Here is a 14,800-nt window from a genome sequence, read left to right on the forward strand (position 1 = left end):
GGCCTGATCTGACCGGCCCGGCGCCGTCAGGGCCGTGAGCGGACGATTGTCCCGCTCACGGCCCGCGGCGGCCGTCACTCGTGGGGGAGCAGGTAACGCCACCAGAGCGCGATCCGCTGATGGGACGGCGTGCTGTACAGATGCCACGGACCGCCGCCCGGCACCAGCCGGGTGATGGTGAGCGCCCTGTTGCCCTTGTAGTCCTTGTTCCCCGAACGCGGCTGCGTCTCAGGGGGCAGGGGGACGCCCTCCGGGAACGGCTTGGCGTCCGGCCCGTCGTCGCCGAGGCGCTGGGCGTACAGCCGTACGCGGTCGGCGGAGTAGTCGCGACCCCGTGCGGTGACGCGGTCGGCCAGGCGGGCGAGCCGGTCGCGGGCGTCGGTCAGCGCCGCGTCGTAGCCGCCCCTGGACGACTCCATGTACGGCACGTACACCTCGCGCATCCCGCCGCCACCGCCACCACTGTCGACACCGAGGACCGTCGTGGGCCCCTCTCAGTCCCTGAGCAACTGCTCGGCCACGCCCACGTCCGTGATCAGCGTGTTGACCCACCCGCCCCTGAGCGCGGCCTGGATCGCCGCCGTCTTGCGGCGTCCGCCCGCGATGGCGATGCGCCGGGGCACCCGCAGCAGGCCGGCGGCCGGGATGCCGAGGACGCGCTCCTCCAGCGGCGAGTCGATCAGCCGCCCGTCGGCGTCGAAGAAGCGCAGGCAGACATCGCCCACCGCGCCCAGCCCGCGCAGCGTCTCCAGCTCCTGCTCGTCGATGGCGTTGCCGCTGTCGCGCAGCAGCGGCGACGGGTCGAGGCTGCCGATGCCGACCAGCACGGTCGTCAGCCGGGACCAGGCGTCGACCACCTGCCGTACGACGTGGTCGTCCGAGAGCGCCTGACGCGCCTGCGGCGTGCTCACCAGCCCCGGAGCGGGCAGGAACACCGGCTCGGCTCCGGTCAGATCGGCCAGGTGCGCGGCCAGCCGGGTCGCCTGCACCTGCGCGGCCCCCTTGCCCACGCCGCCGATGAGCTGCACGACCTCCTCGGCCACCCGTACGGGGCGGCGCTGCATCGCCTCGACCGTGGCCAGCAGGCTCGCGCTCCACGACGAGATGCCCAGGTGCTCCCCGCCGATCAGCGTGGCGTCGAGGTGGGTGGCCCCGGCCGAGCCGAGCGCGGTCACGACGTCGTGGTTCTCGCCCGCGGTGTCGACGACGATGATCTGCTCCACGCCGTACTTGCGTTCCAGGTCCTCCTCCAGCAGGGCGTGCACACCGCTGGGCACCACGACGACCGTACGCACGATGCCGATCTCGGCGGCCTCCTTGAGCAGGCGCGAGACGCGTGGCTGTGAGATGCGCAGCTGCGCCGCGATCTGCGGCTGCCGGACGCCGTGCTCGTGGTAGAGGCGGGCGACCCGGACCAGGAGCCGCATGCGCTCGGACTCCTGGCCGAGCCGGCGACCGCTGAACCTGACGGGCTCGCCGGCACGGCCCTTCTCGAACTGACTGTTCGCTGCCACGATCGCTGGCCTCCGCTTCGGCTTCGCCGCTCCTGCTGGTCCGGTGGCGAGTCCGGGCCGCTGCCCGCCGAGACCCCGGACGCCGGCACGATGTGCAGCCTACTCCCGCTTCCCCACGTCGCGGCCTCCTCGACCTCGCCCTCCAGGGGCCGCTCGACGGCTGCCGGGAGGGGGGCGGAGCACGCCGTGGGCCAGCCCGGACAGGGCGGCGCTGACCTGCTGGGGAGTGAGGCCGCGTCGTCGCTGCTCGGCGTACACCTCGGGGGCCAGCGGGGCGAGCATGACGTCGGTGAGCGCGTCCGGGTCGCCGGCCTCCGCCTCGACCAGCAGGGACCGTACGTGGGCGCGCCAGAAGCCGTACGCGCCGGTGGCGTACCGCAGCGATCCCGCCTCGGCGCCCAGGACCAGGTCGATGTGGGCGTCCAGCAGCTCGACCATGGAGGCGTAGAACGCGGCCAGCCGCTCGGCCGGGGACGCGCCGGGCCCCAGCGGCGGCTCTCCGCGCAGCAGTCGCGCCTGCAGCGCGCGCTCGTGCTCGTCCAGCAGGGCCTGCGCGATCGAGGCCGTGTCGGGGTAGCGCCGGTAGAGCGTCCCGCGCCCGACGCCGGCGGCCTTGGCGACGTCGTCCATCGTGACCTCGCGCGGGTCGCGGGCGGCGAACAGCTTTCCGGCGGCGGTGAGGATCCTGGCCCTGTTCTGGGCGGCGTCGGCGCGTTCGCGCGGTCGCGGGTGCTCGTCCAGCGGCTGCCCGGTGAACAGGTCGGTACGACGCTTCACGCCCCCACCCTACCAACTGGACAGTATGCCCACTTAGCGCGTACGAACCGGACGAGATGTCCACTTAAGGAGCTGTCGTCATGCGTCCCGCTCGCCGTGGAGGACTCCTGGATCGACGAGTTCGCGGTCGCGGGCGACCCCGATCACGTGCGGAGGCAGCTCCAGCGGCTGCTCGACAGCGGGGCGGACTCGCTCGGGCTGTGGCTGTTCCTGCCCGACCGGCTCGGGGACCAGCTCCGACGGTTGCGGTACGACATCACCCGGGCCGCAATGCCCACTAGTTATTGATATTTCCTGACATAGTGGGGGCCTTCAGAAACCCATCCCCCGGAGGTCCTTCGTGGCGTCCCGATTCGGCCGTGTGCTCGCCCTGACGGGCTCGGCACTCGTGCTGCTGTCCGTGTTGCCGGCCCAGGCCTCCGTCGCGTCCGACGACGGCAAGAGCAGCGCTGACGTCAAACTCCTCGCCAACGTCCCCAAGCAGGGCCCGTTCAAGTCCGCCGAGGCGTACGACACCGACCTGGCCTTCCAGGGCGACTACGCCTACCAGGGCAACTACCACGGCTTCACGATCTACGACATCAAGAACCCGGCCAAGCCGTCGGTCGTCAGCCGCGTCTCCTGCCCCGCCGCCCAGAACGACGTCTCGGTCAAGGGCAACCTGCTCTTCCTGTCGGTGGACGAGTCGCTGACCAGCGACTCCTGCAAGGCCGAGGCCGAGACGCCCGCCGTCAAGTCGGCCTGGGAGGGCATCCGGATCTTCGACATCCGCGACAAGAAGCGGCCGAAGTACATCAAGTCCGTCGCCACGACGTGCGGGTCCCACACGCACACCCTCGTCCCGGACAAGAAGGGCAAGGCGGTCTACCTGTACGTGTCGTCGTACGGGCCCGCCGCCGAGTACCCCGACTGCAAGCCGCCGCACGACCGGATCTCGATCGTCAAGGTGCCGCTGAAGAAGCCGACCTCGGCCAAGGTCGTCTCGCGCCCGGTGCTCTTTCCCGACGGCGGCAACGAGAAGCAGCAGAGCCTGCTCCTGCCCACCAGCGGCTGCCACGACATCACCGTGTACCCGTCCAAGGACCTGGCCGCGGGCGCCTGCATGGGCGACGGCGTGCTCATGGACATCTCCGACCGCGAGCACCCGAAGGTGACCGAACAGGTGACCGACCAGAACTTCGCGTTCTGGCACTCGGCGACCTTCAACAACGCGGGCACCAAGGTCGTCTTCACCGACGAGCTGGGCGGCGGCATCATGGCCACCTGCAACACGACCATCGGCGCGGAGCGCGGCGCGGACGCCGTGTACGACGTCGAGGCCGGCAAGCTGGTGTTCAAGAGCTACTACAAGATCCCGCGCGTCCAGTCGCGCACCGAGAACTGCGTGGCGCACAACGGCTCGCTCGTCCCGGTCAAGGGCCGCGACATCATGGTGCAGGCCTGGTACCAGGGCGGGGTGTCGATCTGGGACTTCACCGACTCCACGGCGCCCGCCGAGATCGGCTGGTTCGACCGCGGCGCGCTCAAGCCGCAGGACCTCGGCGGCTCCTGGTCGGCGTACTACTACAACGGCCACATCTACAGCAGTGACATCCAGAAGGGCCTGGACGTGCTGACGATCAAGGACTCGCGTACCGACCCGGCCGCCAAGAAGCGGCTGAAGGTGCTCAACACCCAGACGCAGTACGGCTACTGAGACGGGCTACTGAGGCCGCCTACTGAGACCGCCTACTGAGACCGCCTACTGAGGCGGCGCGAACCCACCCGGAGTCGTCCGCGGCGGCTCCGGGGCCGGCTGCTGGTACGGCTGAGCGGACGGTGGCGGTGGCGGCGCGTACGGCGCCTGGAACTGCCCAGGCCCAGGCTGGAACGGGGGCTGGAACGCGCCCGGCTGCCCGGGCGGCGGGAAAGGCCCCGCCTGGGCATAGGCCGGTGGCGGCGGGAAAGGCCCCGTCGGGGCGTAGGCCGGTGGCGGCGGAGCGGCGTTGCGCTGCGCCAGCCGCACCTGGTCCCGCCGCCGGCGCTCGGCCAGCACGGCGCTCAGGTACGCGTGCGGCGGCACCCCCGACGGCGCCGCCGGTGACACGAACGCCGCCACCTGGGCCGCGATCCGCATCCCCATCTCGTGCTGGATCTGCGGCCTGAGGTCGTGGAAGCGCATCAGGTACTGGCGCGCGGCCGCCGCCACGTCGTCCGGAAGCTGCGACAGCTCCAGCGTCGCCGCCCACCCGGCCAGCGGCGGCGGCATCATGATGGCCTGCCCGTACATCCGCGGCGCGCGCTCGGAGATCACGATCGTGCCGGCGAAGATGTCGCCCAGCCGCTTGCCCCGCTGCGAGATCAGCGAGGAGATCAGCGCGGTCGCCCCGGACAGCACCCAGAACTCCAGCATCCCGGCCAGCCCGCGGAACAGCGCCTGCCGGAACCGCTCCGGCGAGCCGTCGTCGCTGACCACCCGCAGCCCGAGCGCGAGCTTGCCGAGGCTGCGGCCCTTGGTCACGGTCTCGAAGATCACCGGATAGCCGACGGCCACCAGCACGAGCAGCACGATGAACACGGCCGCGAACAACGCCGGGTCCGTGACCAGGAAGAACGCCTCCAACAGCAGGAACGTGCAAATCAGCACGGTCACCTGGACCACCATGTCGATGGCGATCGCCACGGCCCGCGAGGGCATCTGAGCCACCCGTACCTCGACGACTACGGCGTCACCGGTCACAACCTCTGACATACGTGGAGCCTAACGGCAATGGGCGTATGGCTGACCGGCCACAATGGTCGGGTGGACATCGATGCATTCGTCACCGCGCACCGCCCGGTATGGGACAGGCTGGAGCACCTGGTCAAACGCCGCTCCTCCCTGACGGGGGCGGAGGTGGACGAGCTGGTGGACCTGTACCAGCGGGTGTCCACGCACCTGTCGATCGTCCGCTCGTCCTCCTCGGACGCGATGCTGACCGGCCGCCTGTCCGCCCTGGTGGCCAAGGCGCGTTCGGCCGTGACGAGCGCGCACACGCCGGCCTGGCGGGAGTTCACCCGGTTCGTCACGGTGACCTTCCCTGTCGTCGCCTATCGGGCCCGGTGGTGGTGGCTGGCCACGGGGCTGGCGTTCATCGCGGTGTCGTGGGTGCTCGGCGCGTGGGTGGCCGGCGACCCGCAGGTGCAGCGCGCGATCGCCTCACCCGACGAGATCACCCAGCTCGTCGAGCACGACTTCGCCGACTACTACTCGGAGAACCCGGCCGCGTCCTTCGCCAGCCAGGTGTGGATCAACAACGCGTGGGTGTCGGCGCAGGTCATCATGTACGCGCTGCTGCTGGGGCTGCCGATCCCGTTCATCCTCTGGCAGAACGCGGCCAATGTCGGCGTCTCCGCCGGGCTCATGGCCTCGCGCGACAAGCTCGACATCTTCTTCGGCCTGATCACGCCGCACGGCCTGCTGGAGCTGACCGCCGTCTTCCTGGCCGCCGCCGTGGGGATGCGCCTCGGCTGGACGGTCATCGACCCCGGCCCGCGCAAGCGCACGGAGGCGCTGGCCGAGCAGGGCCGCGCCGTGGTCGGGGTGGCGCTCGGGCTGGTCGGGGTGCTGTTCGTGTCGGGGCTGATCGAGGCGTTCGTCACGCCGTCGGGGCTGCCGACGCCCATGCGGGTGGGCATCGGGGTGCTGGCCGAGGCCCTGTTCCTCACGTACGTGATCGTCTTCGGCAGGCGGGCGATGCGCCAGAACGAGACGGGCGACCTCGAACGCGCCCCCGACGTGGCCCCCAGCGCCTGAAAGCCGCCCGAAGCGCTTACAGACGCCCCGCCGCCTTCAGGGCCAGGTACGCGTCCGCCAGCGCCGGCGCGATGTCCTCCGGAGGCGCGTCCACCACCTCGACGCCGTGCCGGCGCAGCCTGGCGGTGATGCGCCGCCGCCCGAGCTGGGCCTGTTCGGCCGCCGCGGCGTCGTAGACCTCCTCGGCCGTGCCCTTGCGCGCCGCCATCGCCGCCACCCGCGGGTCCGAGACGCCCGCGACCAGCACCAGGTGGCGCGAGGAGAGCTGCGGCAGCACCGGCATCAGCCCCTCGTCGAGCGCGGCCGGGTTGAGGTCGGTGAGCAGCACGACCAGGCAGCGCCGCTTGGCCCGTGACAGCACCGCGGCCACCATGCCCTGCGAGTCGGCCTCGATCAGCTCCGCCTCGATCGGCGCCATCGAGTTGACCAGCGACGCCAGCAGCTCGGTGCGCGAGGCGCCGGCCACCCAGGCGCGGACGGCCCGGTCGTAGGCGAGGAAGTCGACCTGGTCGCCGGCCCTGGCGGCGAGCGCGGCCAGCAGCAGCGCCGCGTCCATCGACCAGTCCAGCCGCGGCCAGCCCGGCACCGGGCGGGCGTCCGGCCGGACCAGCAGCCCGCCGCCGCTCGCCGCCGCCCCGGCCAGCGGGATCGGCGCGTCGCCCACCCGTCCCGCCGACGTGCGGCCGGTGTCGAGCACGATCAGCACCCGCCGGTCCCGCTCGGGCCGCCAGGTGCGCACGACCACGTCGTGGCGGCGCGCGGTGGCCCGCCAGTCGATCGATCGCACGTCGTCGCCGACCACGTACTCGCGCAGCGAGTCGAACTCGGTGCCCTGGCCGCGCACCAGCGCCGGGTGCTGGCCGTCCAGCTCACGCAGCCTGGCCAGCCGCGACGGAAGGTGCTTGCGCGACAGGAACGGCGGCAGCACCCGCACCCCCCACGGCGAGCTGTGGCTTCCCTGGCGTCCGGCCAGTCCGAGCGGGCCGAGCGAGCGCACGGTCACGGCCACGGACGCGCGGTCGCCGCGCCTGGTCGGGGTGAGGGTCACCACGAGCCTGCGGCGCTCACCGGCCGGCACGTCCAGCTTCTGGGAGCGCGGTGAGGCCCCCGCCGACGGGGGCCAGGCGTCGCGCAGCACCCCGCGTACGCGCCTGCGTCCGGGGTTCTCCACCACCAGCTCGACCGTGGCCTGGCCGCCGAGGCGCACCAGCCGGTCGCCCGAGCGGTGCAGGCGCAGCGGCCGCACCGCTCCCGCGAACACCAGGTCCAGGATGATCGCGGCGAGCAGCAGCAGGCAGACGCCGGCCAGCGCCGCGCCGGGCTGCGGCGCGAGCAGCACGACCACGACGCCGATCGCCGCGACGAGCCCGGCGCGTCCCGTCAGAACCATCAGCGCGGGACCGGGACCGAGGCCAGGATGCCGTCGAGCAGGCCGTCGGCGGTCGCGCCCTCCAGCTCGGCCTCGGGCCGCAGCTGCACCCGGTGCCGCAGCGCGGGCCTGGCCAGCGCCTTGACGTCGTCCGGGGTGACGTACGCGCGGCCGGACAGCCACGCCCAGGCGCGCGCGGCGGCCAGCAGCGCGGTCGCGCCTCGCGGCGAGACGCCGAGCTGCAGCGACGGCGAGCTGCGCGTGGCGCGCGCGACGTCCACGATGTAGCCGAGGACCTCGGGCGCCACGTGCACCAGGGCCACCGCCTGGCGGCCCGCCTCCAGGTCTTGCGCGGTGGCGACCGGCTTGACCTCGGACAGGTCGCGCGGGTCGAAGCCGCGCGCGTGCCGTTCGAGCACGGAGATCTCCTGGTCGCGCGGCGGCAGCGGCACCGTCAGCTTGAGCAGGAACCGGTCGAGCTGCGCCTCGGGAAGCTGGTAGGTGCCCTCGTACTCGACCGGGTTCTGGGTCGCGCACACCACGAACGGGTCGGGCAGCTTACGCGCGTCGCCCTCCACGCTGACCTGCCGCTCCTCCATCGCCTCCAGCAGGGCGGCCTGCGTCTTCGGCGGGGTGCGGTTGATCTCGTCGGCCAGCAGCAGGTTCGTGAAGACGGGGCCCTCGCGGAACTCGAACCGGGCCGTCTTCGCGTCGTAGATCAGCGACCCGGTCACGTCGCCCGGCATCAGGTCGGGCGTGAACTGCACCCGCTTGAAGTCCAGCGACAGCGCCGCCGACAGCGTGCGCACCATGAGCGTCTTGGCCACCCCCGGCACGCCTTCGAGCAGCACGTGCCCCTTGCACAGCAGCGCGATGACCAGCCCGGTCACCACGGCGTCCTGGCCGACCACGGCCTTGGACACCTCGGCGCGCAGCGCCCCGAGCGCGTCCCTCGCCGAGTCGCCGCCCGGCACGCGGACGGCATCCTCAATGTTCACTGACGTTCCTCTCGATGACGTCCAAGTAGCCTGCCAGGGCGACCAGCGCGGCGTCGTCCGCGGGCGGCGGCCCGTACAACGCGGCCCCGACCTGCTGTGCGTCCTGTCCAGTCCGTACGGCGACGGCGGCCACCAGCTCCTGCCGCCCCGCGCCGGAGCCGAGCCCGAGCCTGGGCGTGAGCCGGTCGACCGTGCCGGCCCGCAGCGAGTCGGCGGCCCTTTCCCTGGCCCGCCTGGAGCGGTAGAGCCGTCCGCGCCCCTCGACGGTCTCCGCGGCCCGCACCACCACGGGCAGCCGTTCGACCACGACCGGCCCGAGCCTCCTGCCCCGCCAGAAGGCCACCAGCAGCACCGTGATGACCGACATCCACACGGCCCAGGGGATGCTCTCGGGCATCAGGCCGTACAGGGACTCGCCGTCCTCGCCGGGCAGCGTGCCCACGGGCGGCTCGTCCGGGGCGACCAGCCAGGTGACCGCCTTGGCCGAGCCCAGCAGGTCGAGGGCGAGGGCGGCGTTGCCGTCCTCGGCCAGGCGCTGGTTGGTCATGAACCCGGAGCTGCCGACCACCGTGATGGTGCGGCTGGCCTCGGTGTAGCTGACCAGCGACGATCCCTCGCCCGCCGGGTAGCAGCCGACGGCCCCCTGCGGCCCGTTCATGACCAGGCCGCCGATGTGGACGCTGCCTGCGGCCTTGGCGGCGGGCAGGTCGCAGCCGGGGTCGCGGGAGCGCTCGCGGCTCGACTGGCCGGGCTGGACGCGTAGCCCGGGGGCCAGCACGTCCAGGTCGGAGTAGCCGCCGACGATGATCCGGTCGCCCTGGATGTCGGCCAGGCGGCGCTCGTCGACGAAGAGCGTGTCGGTGATCAGCAGCAGCCGGTCGCCGGCGTCGAGCGACTTGTCGTACGCGGCCTGCGCCGAGTCGACCCTGTCCACGGTGACGCCACGGTCGCGCAGGAGCTCGGCCAGCGCCATCGAGCCCGCCAGCGAGGAGTCGGCGGGGTCGAGGCGGCGCGACTCACGGCCGTCGGGCCTGATCAGCACGGTGAATACGGCGGCGGCCACGATGATCAGGCCGAACACCACGATCCCGCGGCTCGCCCGCCAGGTGGAGCGCGCGGTGGGCGAGGTCGAGCGGGACCCGGCGGTCTCCGGCGCCGGCCGCATGTCGAGGCTCATGCCGAGCCTCCCCGCAGGCTCATTCGGGGGCTCATGCCGGGCCTCCCAGCGGGACCGGCCTGGCCTGGCGCAGGCGTTCGTCGAGCCCGCTCATCGTCTCGTACGCTGCCCGCGTCCCCGGCACGTCGCCGTAGGTGACGTCGTCGAACGAGCGGGCCGCGGCGGTGAGTTCGTCGGCGAAACCGGGCAGCGCCAGGCCCGCCTCACCGGCCAGTTCGTCGGCCGTGCGGCCGGGCATCCCGTCGACCAGGGCGCGCTCCTCCAGGTCGCGGGCGATGGCGCGCAGCCGCTCCTGGATCGCCTCGCTCCAGCGGCCCTCGGCCGCCAGCCCCTCCGCCGCCTTCCGGTGCTCGGCCGCGCTCAGCGCCCGCTCGCCGAACAGGGCGCCGGCCGCGCCCGCGTTCCTGCGGGAGGTCTTGCGCAGCTGCCACGTCACCAGCGCGGCCACGCCGATGATGATCAGCAGGATCAGGATCGCGGAGATGATCCCGCCGGTGGTCCCGCTGCCCGTGGCCGCGTCCATCAGGTCGCCGACGAACTGCCAGAAGCGGCGGTAGAGCAGGTCGGGCAGCGACTCTTTCTCGTAGCCCGGCTTGAGCAGCTCTTCGGCGGCGCGGCGCGCGGCCTCGCCCCTGTCGATGGGAGTCACGGCTGTGGGATCACTGCCCCGCGGAGTTGGAGGGATGCCAGAGGTCGTCGGCCGAGCTGTGCACCCAGCCTTGACGCTGCTGCTCGATCGCCGCCGTCTGCAGCACCAGGTCGAAGGCCTCGCTGCGCATCCGGCGGTCGGCGTAGAGCAGGCCCGCGACCCCCGCCTGGAACGGGTAGGTGATCATCGCGCCGAGCGTGCCGCCGATGGCGATCAGCACGGTCGCCACGACCGCCGAGCCCACCGATCCGGCGCCCAGGATGCCGAGGAACGTCCCCGCCAGCGAGAACGGGATCTCCAGGAAGCCCGCGATGAACCCCACCAGGAGCTGGGTGAGTATCAGGATGCCGAGCACGCGCCAGAAGTCGCCGCTCACCAGGTTCCAGGAGCGCTTGAGCGCGTCGATCGCGCCCCTGCCCTCCAGCACCACGGCCGGCGCCGCGAAGGCGAAGCGGGTCTGGATGACCAGCGCGTAGGCGAGGTACAGGACGCCCAGCAGCAGGGTGACCGCGATGATGACGCCCACCTGGCCGGAGGAGCCGTCGCCCACGCCGGCCGCGATGAGCGCGGCGATGAGCAGGACGAAGACGGCCAGCGGGATCACCACCATGAGCGCCATCAGCCCCACCACGCCGAACAGCGCGGGCAGGCGGCTCTTGGTGAGCTGCCACGCCTCGGCCGCGGTGATCTTCCCGCCGAAGACGGCCCGGCCGAGGATCCGCGTCAGCAGGCCGGTCAGCAGCGTGACCACGACGAAACTGACGACGTAGGAGACGATGAGGCCGCCGTACTGGGCGACGACGCCGCCGTACATGCCGGACAGGTCCGCCTCGTCGGCGGCCGCCGGGTTGGCGAGCGTCGCGCTCATGGAGTCGAACACGAACGCCTGCCCGATCGCGATCGGGATGGCCGTGAGCAGCGCGGCGATCGCGGACAGGCCCAGCACGGCCTTGGGGTTGGAGCGGACGAGCTTGATCGTCCCGTCGAGGATGTCGCCCAGTGTGAGCGGCCGCAGCGGTATGATCCCGGGGCGCAGTGGCGGCGGCTGCATCATGTAGCCGTAGCCGGGTTGCGGCTGCTGGTAGGGGGCCTGCTGGTAGGCGGGCTGCGGACCGGGGCCGGGACCGGGCGGGGCCTCTTCCTGCTGGGAGCCGGGGGCGGTCCACGGCGAGGTCTGCGGGGCGCCGTAGGGAGGGGGCTGTTCGGCAGCCCAGCCTGGTGGCGTCTCGGGCGAGGGGCCGTGACCGTCTGACATAGCCCAATCCTGGCATGGTGGGCGGGGCCTTGGTGTCGCGCGTCCGGATCGCCGCATCATCTTGCCCGCATTCTGGGGCGTTTCGGGTCAAGGATCTCATCGAAGGATGGCCGAAAGTTGCCTCGTTACCGCAGACTGAGATTGCGGTCGCTGTTGCGAGTCAAAAACCCTGTTTTTGCGGCGCTCATGTCCCACACATGAGCCGACCAAGGGTAACCTTCAGCGATCGTGCGGGTATGTCCCAGAATGCGTAGAACGAATGAGGGGCCATGAAAGGTCGCGTGCTGGTCGTCGATGACGATGCCGCTCTCGCCGAGATGCTGGGCATCGTGTTGCGCGGGGAGGGCTTCGAACCATCCTTTGTCTCCGACGGCGACAAGGCCCTCGACGCTTTCCGGGACACGCGCCCGGATCTGGTCCTGCTCGACCTGATGCTGCCAGGGGCGGATGGCATCGACGTCGCGCGCAGGATCAGGGCGGAGTCGGGGGTTCCCATCGTCATGCTCACCGCCAAGAGCGACACGATCGACGTCGTGCTCGGTCTTGAGTCGGGGGCCGACGACTACATCGTCAAGCCGTTCAAGCCGAAGGAGCTGGTGGCCAGAGTGCGGGCGCGGCTGCGCCGCACCGATGAGCCCACGCCGGAGATCCTGCAGATCGGCGACATCACGATCGACGTGGCCGGCCACTCGGTCAAGCGCGGCGAGGAGACCATCAACCTCACGCCGCTGGAGTTCGACCTGCTCGTCGCCCTCGCCCGCAAGCCGCGCCAGGTCTTCACCCGTGAGGTCCTGCTGGAGCAGGTCTGGGGCTACCGGCACGCCGCCGACACGCGCCTGGTCAACGTCCACGTCCAGCGGCTCAGGGCGAAGATCGAGAAGGATCCCGAGCATCCTGAGATCGTGGTGACGGTCCGCGGCGTGGGCTACAAAGCCGGGCCCGCCTGACCGCTCCGGTCATGCCTCCTCCCAACAAGAAGCGACGCCGCCGGACGTTCCGCCAGATACTTGGCGGAGTCCGACGGCGGACCCGGCGTGCGGCGGGCCGGGCGCGGAGCGTGTGGCGGCGCTCGCTCCAGCTCCAGGTCGTCACCAGCACGCTGGTCATCTCCGTGACCGTCGTCGTCGTGCTCGGCGTCTTCCTGTCCGACCAGATCAACAGGTCGGTCATCGACGGCCGCCAGCAGTCGTCGGCCAGCGAGGCGCTCGCCGACCGCGTCCAGATCGCCGACGCCCTCAGCAAGAAGCCGGACGAGCCGCCCAACCCTCCCTCCGACGCCACCGAGCCGCCCGAGAGCCCGCTCGACGACGTGATGGACACGATCATCGGCTCGGGCGAGAACGGCTCCAAGAAGCGCTACGAGGTGCTGGTGCTCAACACCTCCAGCCCCGGCAAGTCCCGCGCCTCGGGCAACGTGACCCCTGACGACGTGCCCGAGGAGCTGAGCGCCAAGCTGGAGCGCCAGGAGAAGAAGTTCGACTTCGACGACCCGCAGCGCTACACCGGGCCCATCACGTTCATCGGCGACAGCCAGCCCACCCCCACGCTGGTCATCGGCGGCGTGGTGAACGTCAACGGCGAGAACTACGAGGTCTACCACTTCTTCCCGGTCACCGAGGAAGAGCAGATGCTCTCCAACGTCAGGCTCGCCATCGCCGTGGTCGGCCTGGGGCTCGTGCTGCTGCTGGCCGCCATCGCCTACCTGGTCACCCGCCAGGTCGTGACCCCCGTACGGCTGGCCCGCCAGGCGGCCGAGCGGCTGGCCGCCGGCACCCTCGACGAGCGGCTCAAGGTGCGCGGGGAGGACGACCTGGCCCGCCTGGCGACCTCGTTCAACGAGATGGCCGTCAACCTGGCGCTGAAGATCCACCAGCTGGAGGAGCTGTCGCAGGTCCAGCGGCAGTTCGTCTCCGACGTCTCGCACGAGCTGCGCACCCCGCTGACCACCGTGCGCATGGCGGCCGACCTGCTGTACGACGCCCGCGAGGACTTCGACCCCATGGCCGCGCGCTCGGCCGAGCTCATGCAGGCCCAGCTCGAACGCTTCGAGTCGATGCTGGCCGACCTGCTGGAGATCAGCCGGTACGACGCCGGCGCCGCCACGCTCGACCTCGAACCCGTGGACGTGCGCGACGTGGTGCTGCGCGCCATCGGCGACTCCGAGGCGCTGGCCGAGCGCCACACCACCCGCTTCGAGCTACGGCTGCCCAACGAGCCGTGCATGGCGGAGATCGACAACCGGCGGGTCGAGCGGATCCTGCGCAACCTGCTGTTCAACGCCATCGAGCACGGCGAGGGCAGGGACGTGGTGGTGACCGTGGGCGCCGACCGCGACGCCGTGGCGGTCGCCGTGCGCGACCACGGGATCGGACTGAAGGCGGGCGAGGACACGATGGTGTTCGACCGGTTCTGGCGGGCCGACCCCTCACGCGCCCGGACCATCGGCGGCACCGGGCTCGGCCTGGCCATCTCGCGCGAGGACGCCGCGCTGCACGGCGGCTGGCTGCAGGCGTGGGGGCAGCAGGGGGAGGGCTCGCAGTTCCGGCTGACGTTGCCCAGGATGGCCGGGGCCGACCTGAAGGGATCGCCGCTGTCGCTGGTCCCGCCGGAGATCGAGATGCGGCGGACGTGGCGCGGGCAGATGACGCCCGTGCTGCTGCCCGCCTCCGCGGACGGGGCAGGGCATGACGAGGGCTGACTTCTTCCGGCGCCTGCGCGTGGTGGCCGCCGTCGTCGTGGTGGTCGCCTGCGGCGGCTCGGCCTGCGCGGTGATCCCCGTGGGCGGCCCGTACTCCGTCGGCGAGGTCGGCGGCGGCGACCCGATGAACAAGCCGTTCCAGCGCATGGTCGCCGTCCGGCCGCAGCAGACCTGGACGGCCGAGCAGGTGGTCAGGGGCCTGCAGGCCGCCATGGCCGCGTACGCGGACGACCCCAGCGTGCTGCCGTACTACCTGACGGACGAGGCCAAGCAGGCGTGGACGCCGGGCGGCCCCGTGACGGTGATCGACAACCAGTACAAGTACCGCGACGAGACCAAACAGGACGACAAGGTGACCACCATCGTCCTGTCGGGCGCCGAGATGGCCCGCATCGAGGACGACGACACGTACGTGCCCGCCGCCCGCAGCGTGGACAGGCGGTTCACGCTGGTGAAGGACGAGCAGGGCGGGTACAAGGTCAGCTCGCTGGCCAACGGCCTGCTGCTCACGCAGGCCGACGTCGACCGCGCGTACCGGCCGACCAAGCTGTACTACCTCAACGCCGCGCCGGGCAGCGGCGGGGGAGG

The 14,800-nt window shown here is 71.8% G+C and carries 15 protein-coding genes; 6 read left to right on the forward strand and 9 right to left on the reverse strand.

Going from position 1 to position 14,800, the window contains the following annotated elements; all coding sequences use genetic code 11:
* Positions 1 to 74: 74 nt before the first annotated feature.
* From KME77_RS09540 to KME77_RS09550, 3 genes are all read right to left on the reverse strand, one after another.
* Complete coding sequence (locus KME77_RS09540; RefSeq protein WP_219464221.1) at positions 75 to 443, reverse strand: hypothetical protein; 369 nt, start codon at positions 441 to 443, stop codon at positions 75 to 77.
* Positions 444 to 494: 51 nt separating this feature from the next.
* On the reverse strand, positions 495 to 1,514 hold the full coding sequence (locus tag KME77_RS09545; protein WP_308250633.1) for a sugar-binding transcriptional regulator: 1,020 nt from the start codon (positions 1,512 to 1,514) through the stop codon (positions 495 to 497).
* A gap of 99 nt (positions 1,515 to 1,613) precedes the next feature.
* Positions 1,614 to 2,291, reverse strand: coding sequence for a TetR/AcrR family transcriptional regulator (locus KME77_RS09550; RefSeq protein WP_308250634.1), 678 nt, complete (start codon positions 2,289 to 2,291; stop codon positions 1,614 to 1,616).
* 96 nt (positions 2,292 to 2,387) lie between these two features.
* Here KME77_RS09550 and KME77_RS09555 point away from each other — a divergent pair, with 96 nt between their 5' ends.
* Together KME77_RS09555 and KME77_RS09560 are read left to right on the forward strand one after the other, a co-directional pair.
* Positions 2,388 to 2,579: a hypothetical protein gene (locus tag KME77_RS09555; protein WP_219464229.1), complete on the forward strand. Its 192-nt coding sequence runs from the start codon at positions 2,388 to 2,390 to the stop codon at positions 2,577 to 2,579.
* A 52-nt stretch (positions 2,580 to 2,631) separates the two neighbouring features.
* The gene (locus KME77_RS09560; protein ID WP_308250635.1) at positions 2,632 to 3,987 is read left to right on the forward strand and encodes an LVIVD repeat-containing protein; all 1,356 of its coding nucleotides are present in this window, start codon (positions 2,632 to 2,634) and stop codon (positions 3,985 to 3,987) included.
* Between the two features lie 45 nt (positions 3,988 to 4,032).
* Here KME77_RS09560 and KME77_RS09565 read toward each other — a convergent pair whose 3' ends face one another.
* Positions 4,033 to 5,022 carry an RDD family protein gene (locus KME77_RS09565; protein WP_219464231.1) on the reverse strand — a complete coding sequence of 330 codons (990 nt, stop codon included), beginning with the start codon at positions 5,020 to 5,022 and terminating at the stop codon, positions 4,033 to 4,035.
* A gap of 51 nt (positions 5,023 to 5,073) precedes the next feature.
* Here KME77_RS09565 and KME77_RS09570 point away from each other — a divergent pair, with 51 nt between their 5' ends.
* Complete coding sequence (locus tag KME77_RS09570; RefSeq protein WP_219464233.1) at positions 5,074 to 6,066, forward strand: stage II sporulation protein M; 993 nt, start codon at positions 5,074 to 5,076, stop codon at positions 6,064 to 6,066.
* Positions 6,067 to 6,082: 16 nt separating this feature from the next.
* Here the strand turns inward: KME77_RS09570 and KME77_RS09575 are convergent, their stop codons facing one another.
* The 5 genes from KME77_RS09575 to KME77_RS09595 are packed head-to-tail and all read right to left on the reverse strand — an operon-like array spanning position 6,083 to position 11,514.
* A complete protein-coding gene (locus KME77_RS09575) occupies positions 6,083 to 7,456 on the reverse strand; it encodes a DUF58 domain-containing protein (RefSeq protein WP_219464236.1) in 1,374 nt (457 codons plus the stop codon).
* Positions 7,456 to 8,433 carry an AAA family ATPase gene (locus tag KME77_RS09580; protein WP_219464239.1) on the reverse strand — a complete coding sequence of 326 codons (978 nt, stop codon included), beginning with the start codon at positions 8,431 to 8,433 and terminating at the stop codon, positions 7,456 to 7,458. Before KME77_RS09580 ends, KME77_RS09575 begins: the two co-directional genes overlap by 1 nt.
* On the reverse strand, positions 8,423 to 9,610 hold the full coding sequence (locus tag KME77_RS09585; protein WP_219464241.1) for a DUF4350 domain-containing protein: 1,188 nt from the start codon (positions 9,608 to 9,610) through the stop codon (positions 8,423 to 8,425). Before KME77_RS09585 ends, KME77_RS09580 begins: the two co-directional genes overlap by 11 nt.
* 31 nt (positions 9,611 to 9,641) lie before the next feature.
* Positions 9,642 to 10,259: a DUF4129 domain-containing protein gene (locus tag KME77_RS09590; protein ID WP_219464249.1), complete on the reverse strand. Its 618-nt coding sequence runs from the start codon at positions 10,257 to 10,259 to the stop codon at positions 9,642 to 9,644.
* Positions 10,260 to 10,269: 10 nt separating this feature from the next.
* Positions 10,270 to 11,514: a DUF7847 domain-containing protein gene (locus tag KME77_RS09595; protein WP_219464251.1), complete on the reverse strand. Its 1,245-nt coding sequence runs from the start codon at positions 11,512 to 11,514 to the stop codon at positions 10,270 to 10,272.
* Positions 11,515 to 11,783: 269 nt separating this feature from the next.
* Here KME77_RS09595 and mtrA point away from each other — a divergent pair, with 269 nt between their 5' ends.
* From mtrA to KME77_RS09610, 3 genes are all read left to right on the forward strand, one after another.
* The gene (gene mtrA, locus KME77_RS09600; RefSeq protein ID WP_043620615.1) at positions 11,784 to 12,461 is read left to right on the forward strand and encodes an MtrAB system response regulator MtrA; all 678 of its coding nucleotides are present in this window, start codon (positions 11,784 to 11,786) and stop codon (positions 12,459 to 12,461) included.
* Between the two features lie 11 nt (positions 12,462 to 12,472).
* On the forward strand, positions 12,473 to 14,212 hold the full coding sequence (gene mtrB / locus KME77_RS09605; protein WP_219464253.1) for an MtrAB system histidine kinase MtrB: 1,740 nt from the start codon (positions 12,473 to 12,475) through the stop codon (positions 14,210 to 14,212).
* Positions 14,199 to 14,800: LpqB family beta-propeller domain-containing protein (locus KME77_RS09610; RefSeq protein WP_219464255.1), on the forward strand; the 602-nt coding region annotated here is incomplete at its 3' end. The genes mtrB and KME77_RS09610, both read left to right, overlap by 14 nt.

The sequence above is a fragment of the Nonomuraea rhizosphaerae genome (genome assembly GCF_019396405.1).
GTDB classification, from domain to species: domain Bacteria; phylum Actinomycetota; class Actinomycetes; order Streptosporangiales; family Streptosporangiaceae; genus Nonomuraea; species Nonomuraea rhizosphaerae.

What these genes read in the sequence shown, in the direction of transcription:
- KME77_RS09540 (WP_219464221.1), bottom strand. Translation starts at nt 443, where the DNA reads ATGCGCGAGGTGTACGTGCCGTACATGGAGTCGTCCAGGGGCGGCTAC.
- KME77_RS09565 (WP_219464231.1), bottom strand. Translation starts at nt 5,022, where the DNA reads ATGTCAGAGGTTGTGACCGGTGACGCCGTAGTCGTCGAGGTACGGGTG.
- KME77_RS09575 (WP_219464236.1), bottom strand. Translation starts at nt 7,456, where the DNA reads ATGGTTCTGACGGGACGCGCCGGGCTCGTCGCGGCGATCGGCGTCGTG.
- KME77_RS09585 (WP_219464241.1), bottom strand. Translation starts at nt 9,610, where the DNA reads ATGAGCCTCGACATGCGGCCGGCGCCGGAGACCGCCGGGTCCCGCTCG.
- KME77_RS09595 (WP_219464251.1), bottom strand. Translation starts at nt 11,514, where the DNA reads ATGTCAGACGGTCACGGCCCCTCGCCCGAGACGCCACCAGGCTGGGCT.
- mtrA (WP_043620615.1), top strand. Translation starts at nt 11,784, where the DNA reads ATGAAAGGTCGCGTGCTGGTCGTCGATGACGATGCCGCTCTCGCCGAG.
- mtrB (WP_219464253.1), top strand. Translation starts at nt 12,473, where the DNA reads ATGCCTCCTCCCAACAAGAAGCGACGCCGCCGGACGTTCCGCCAGATA.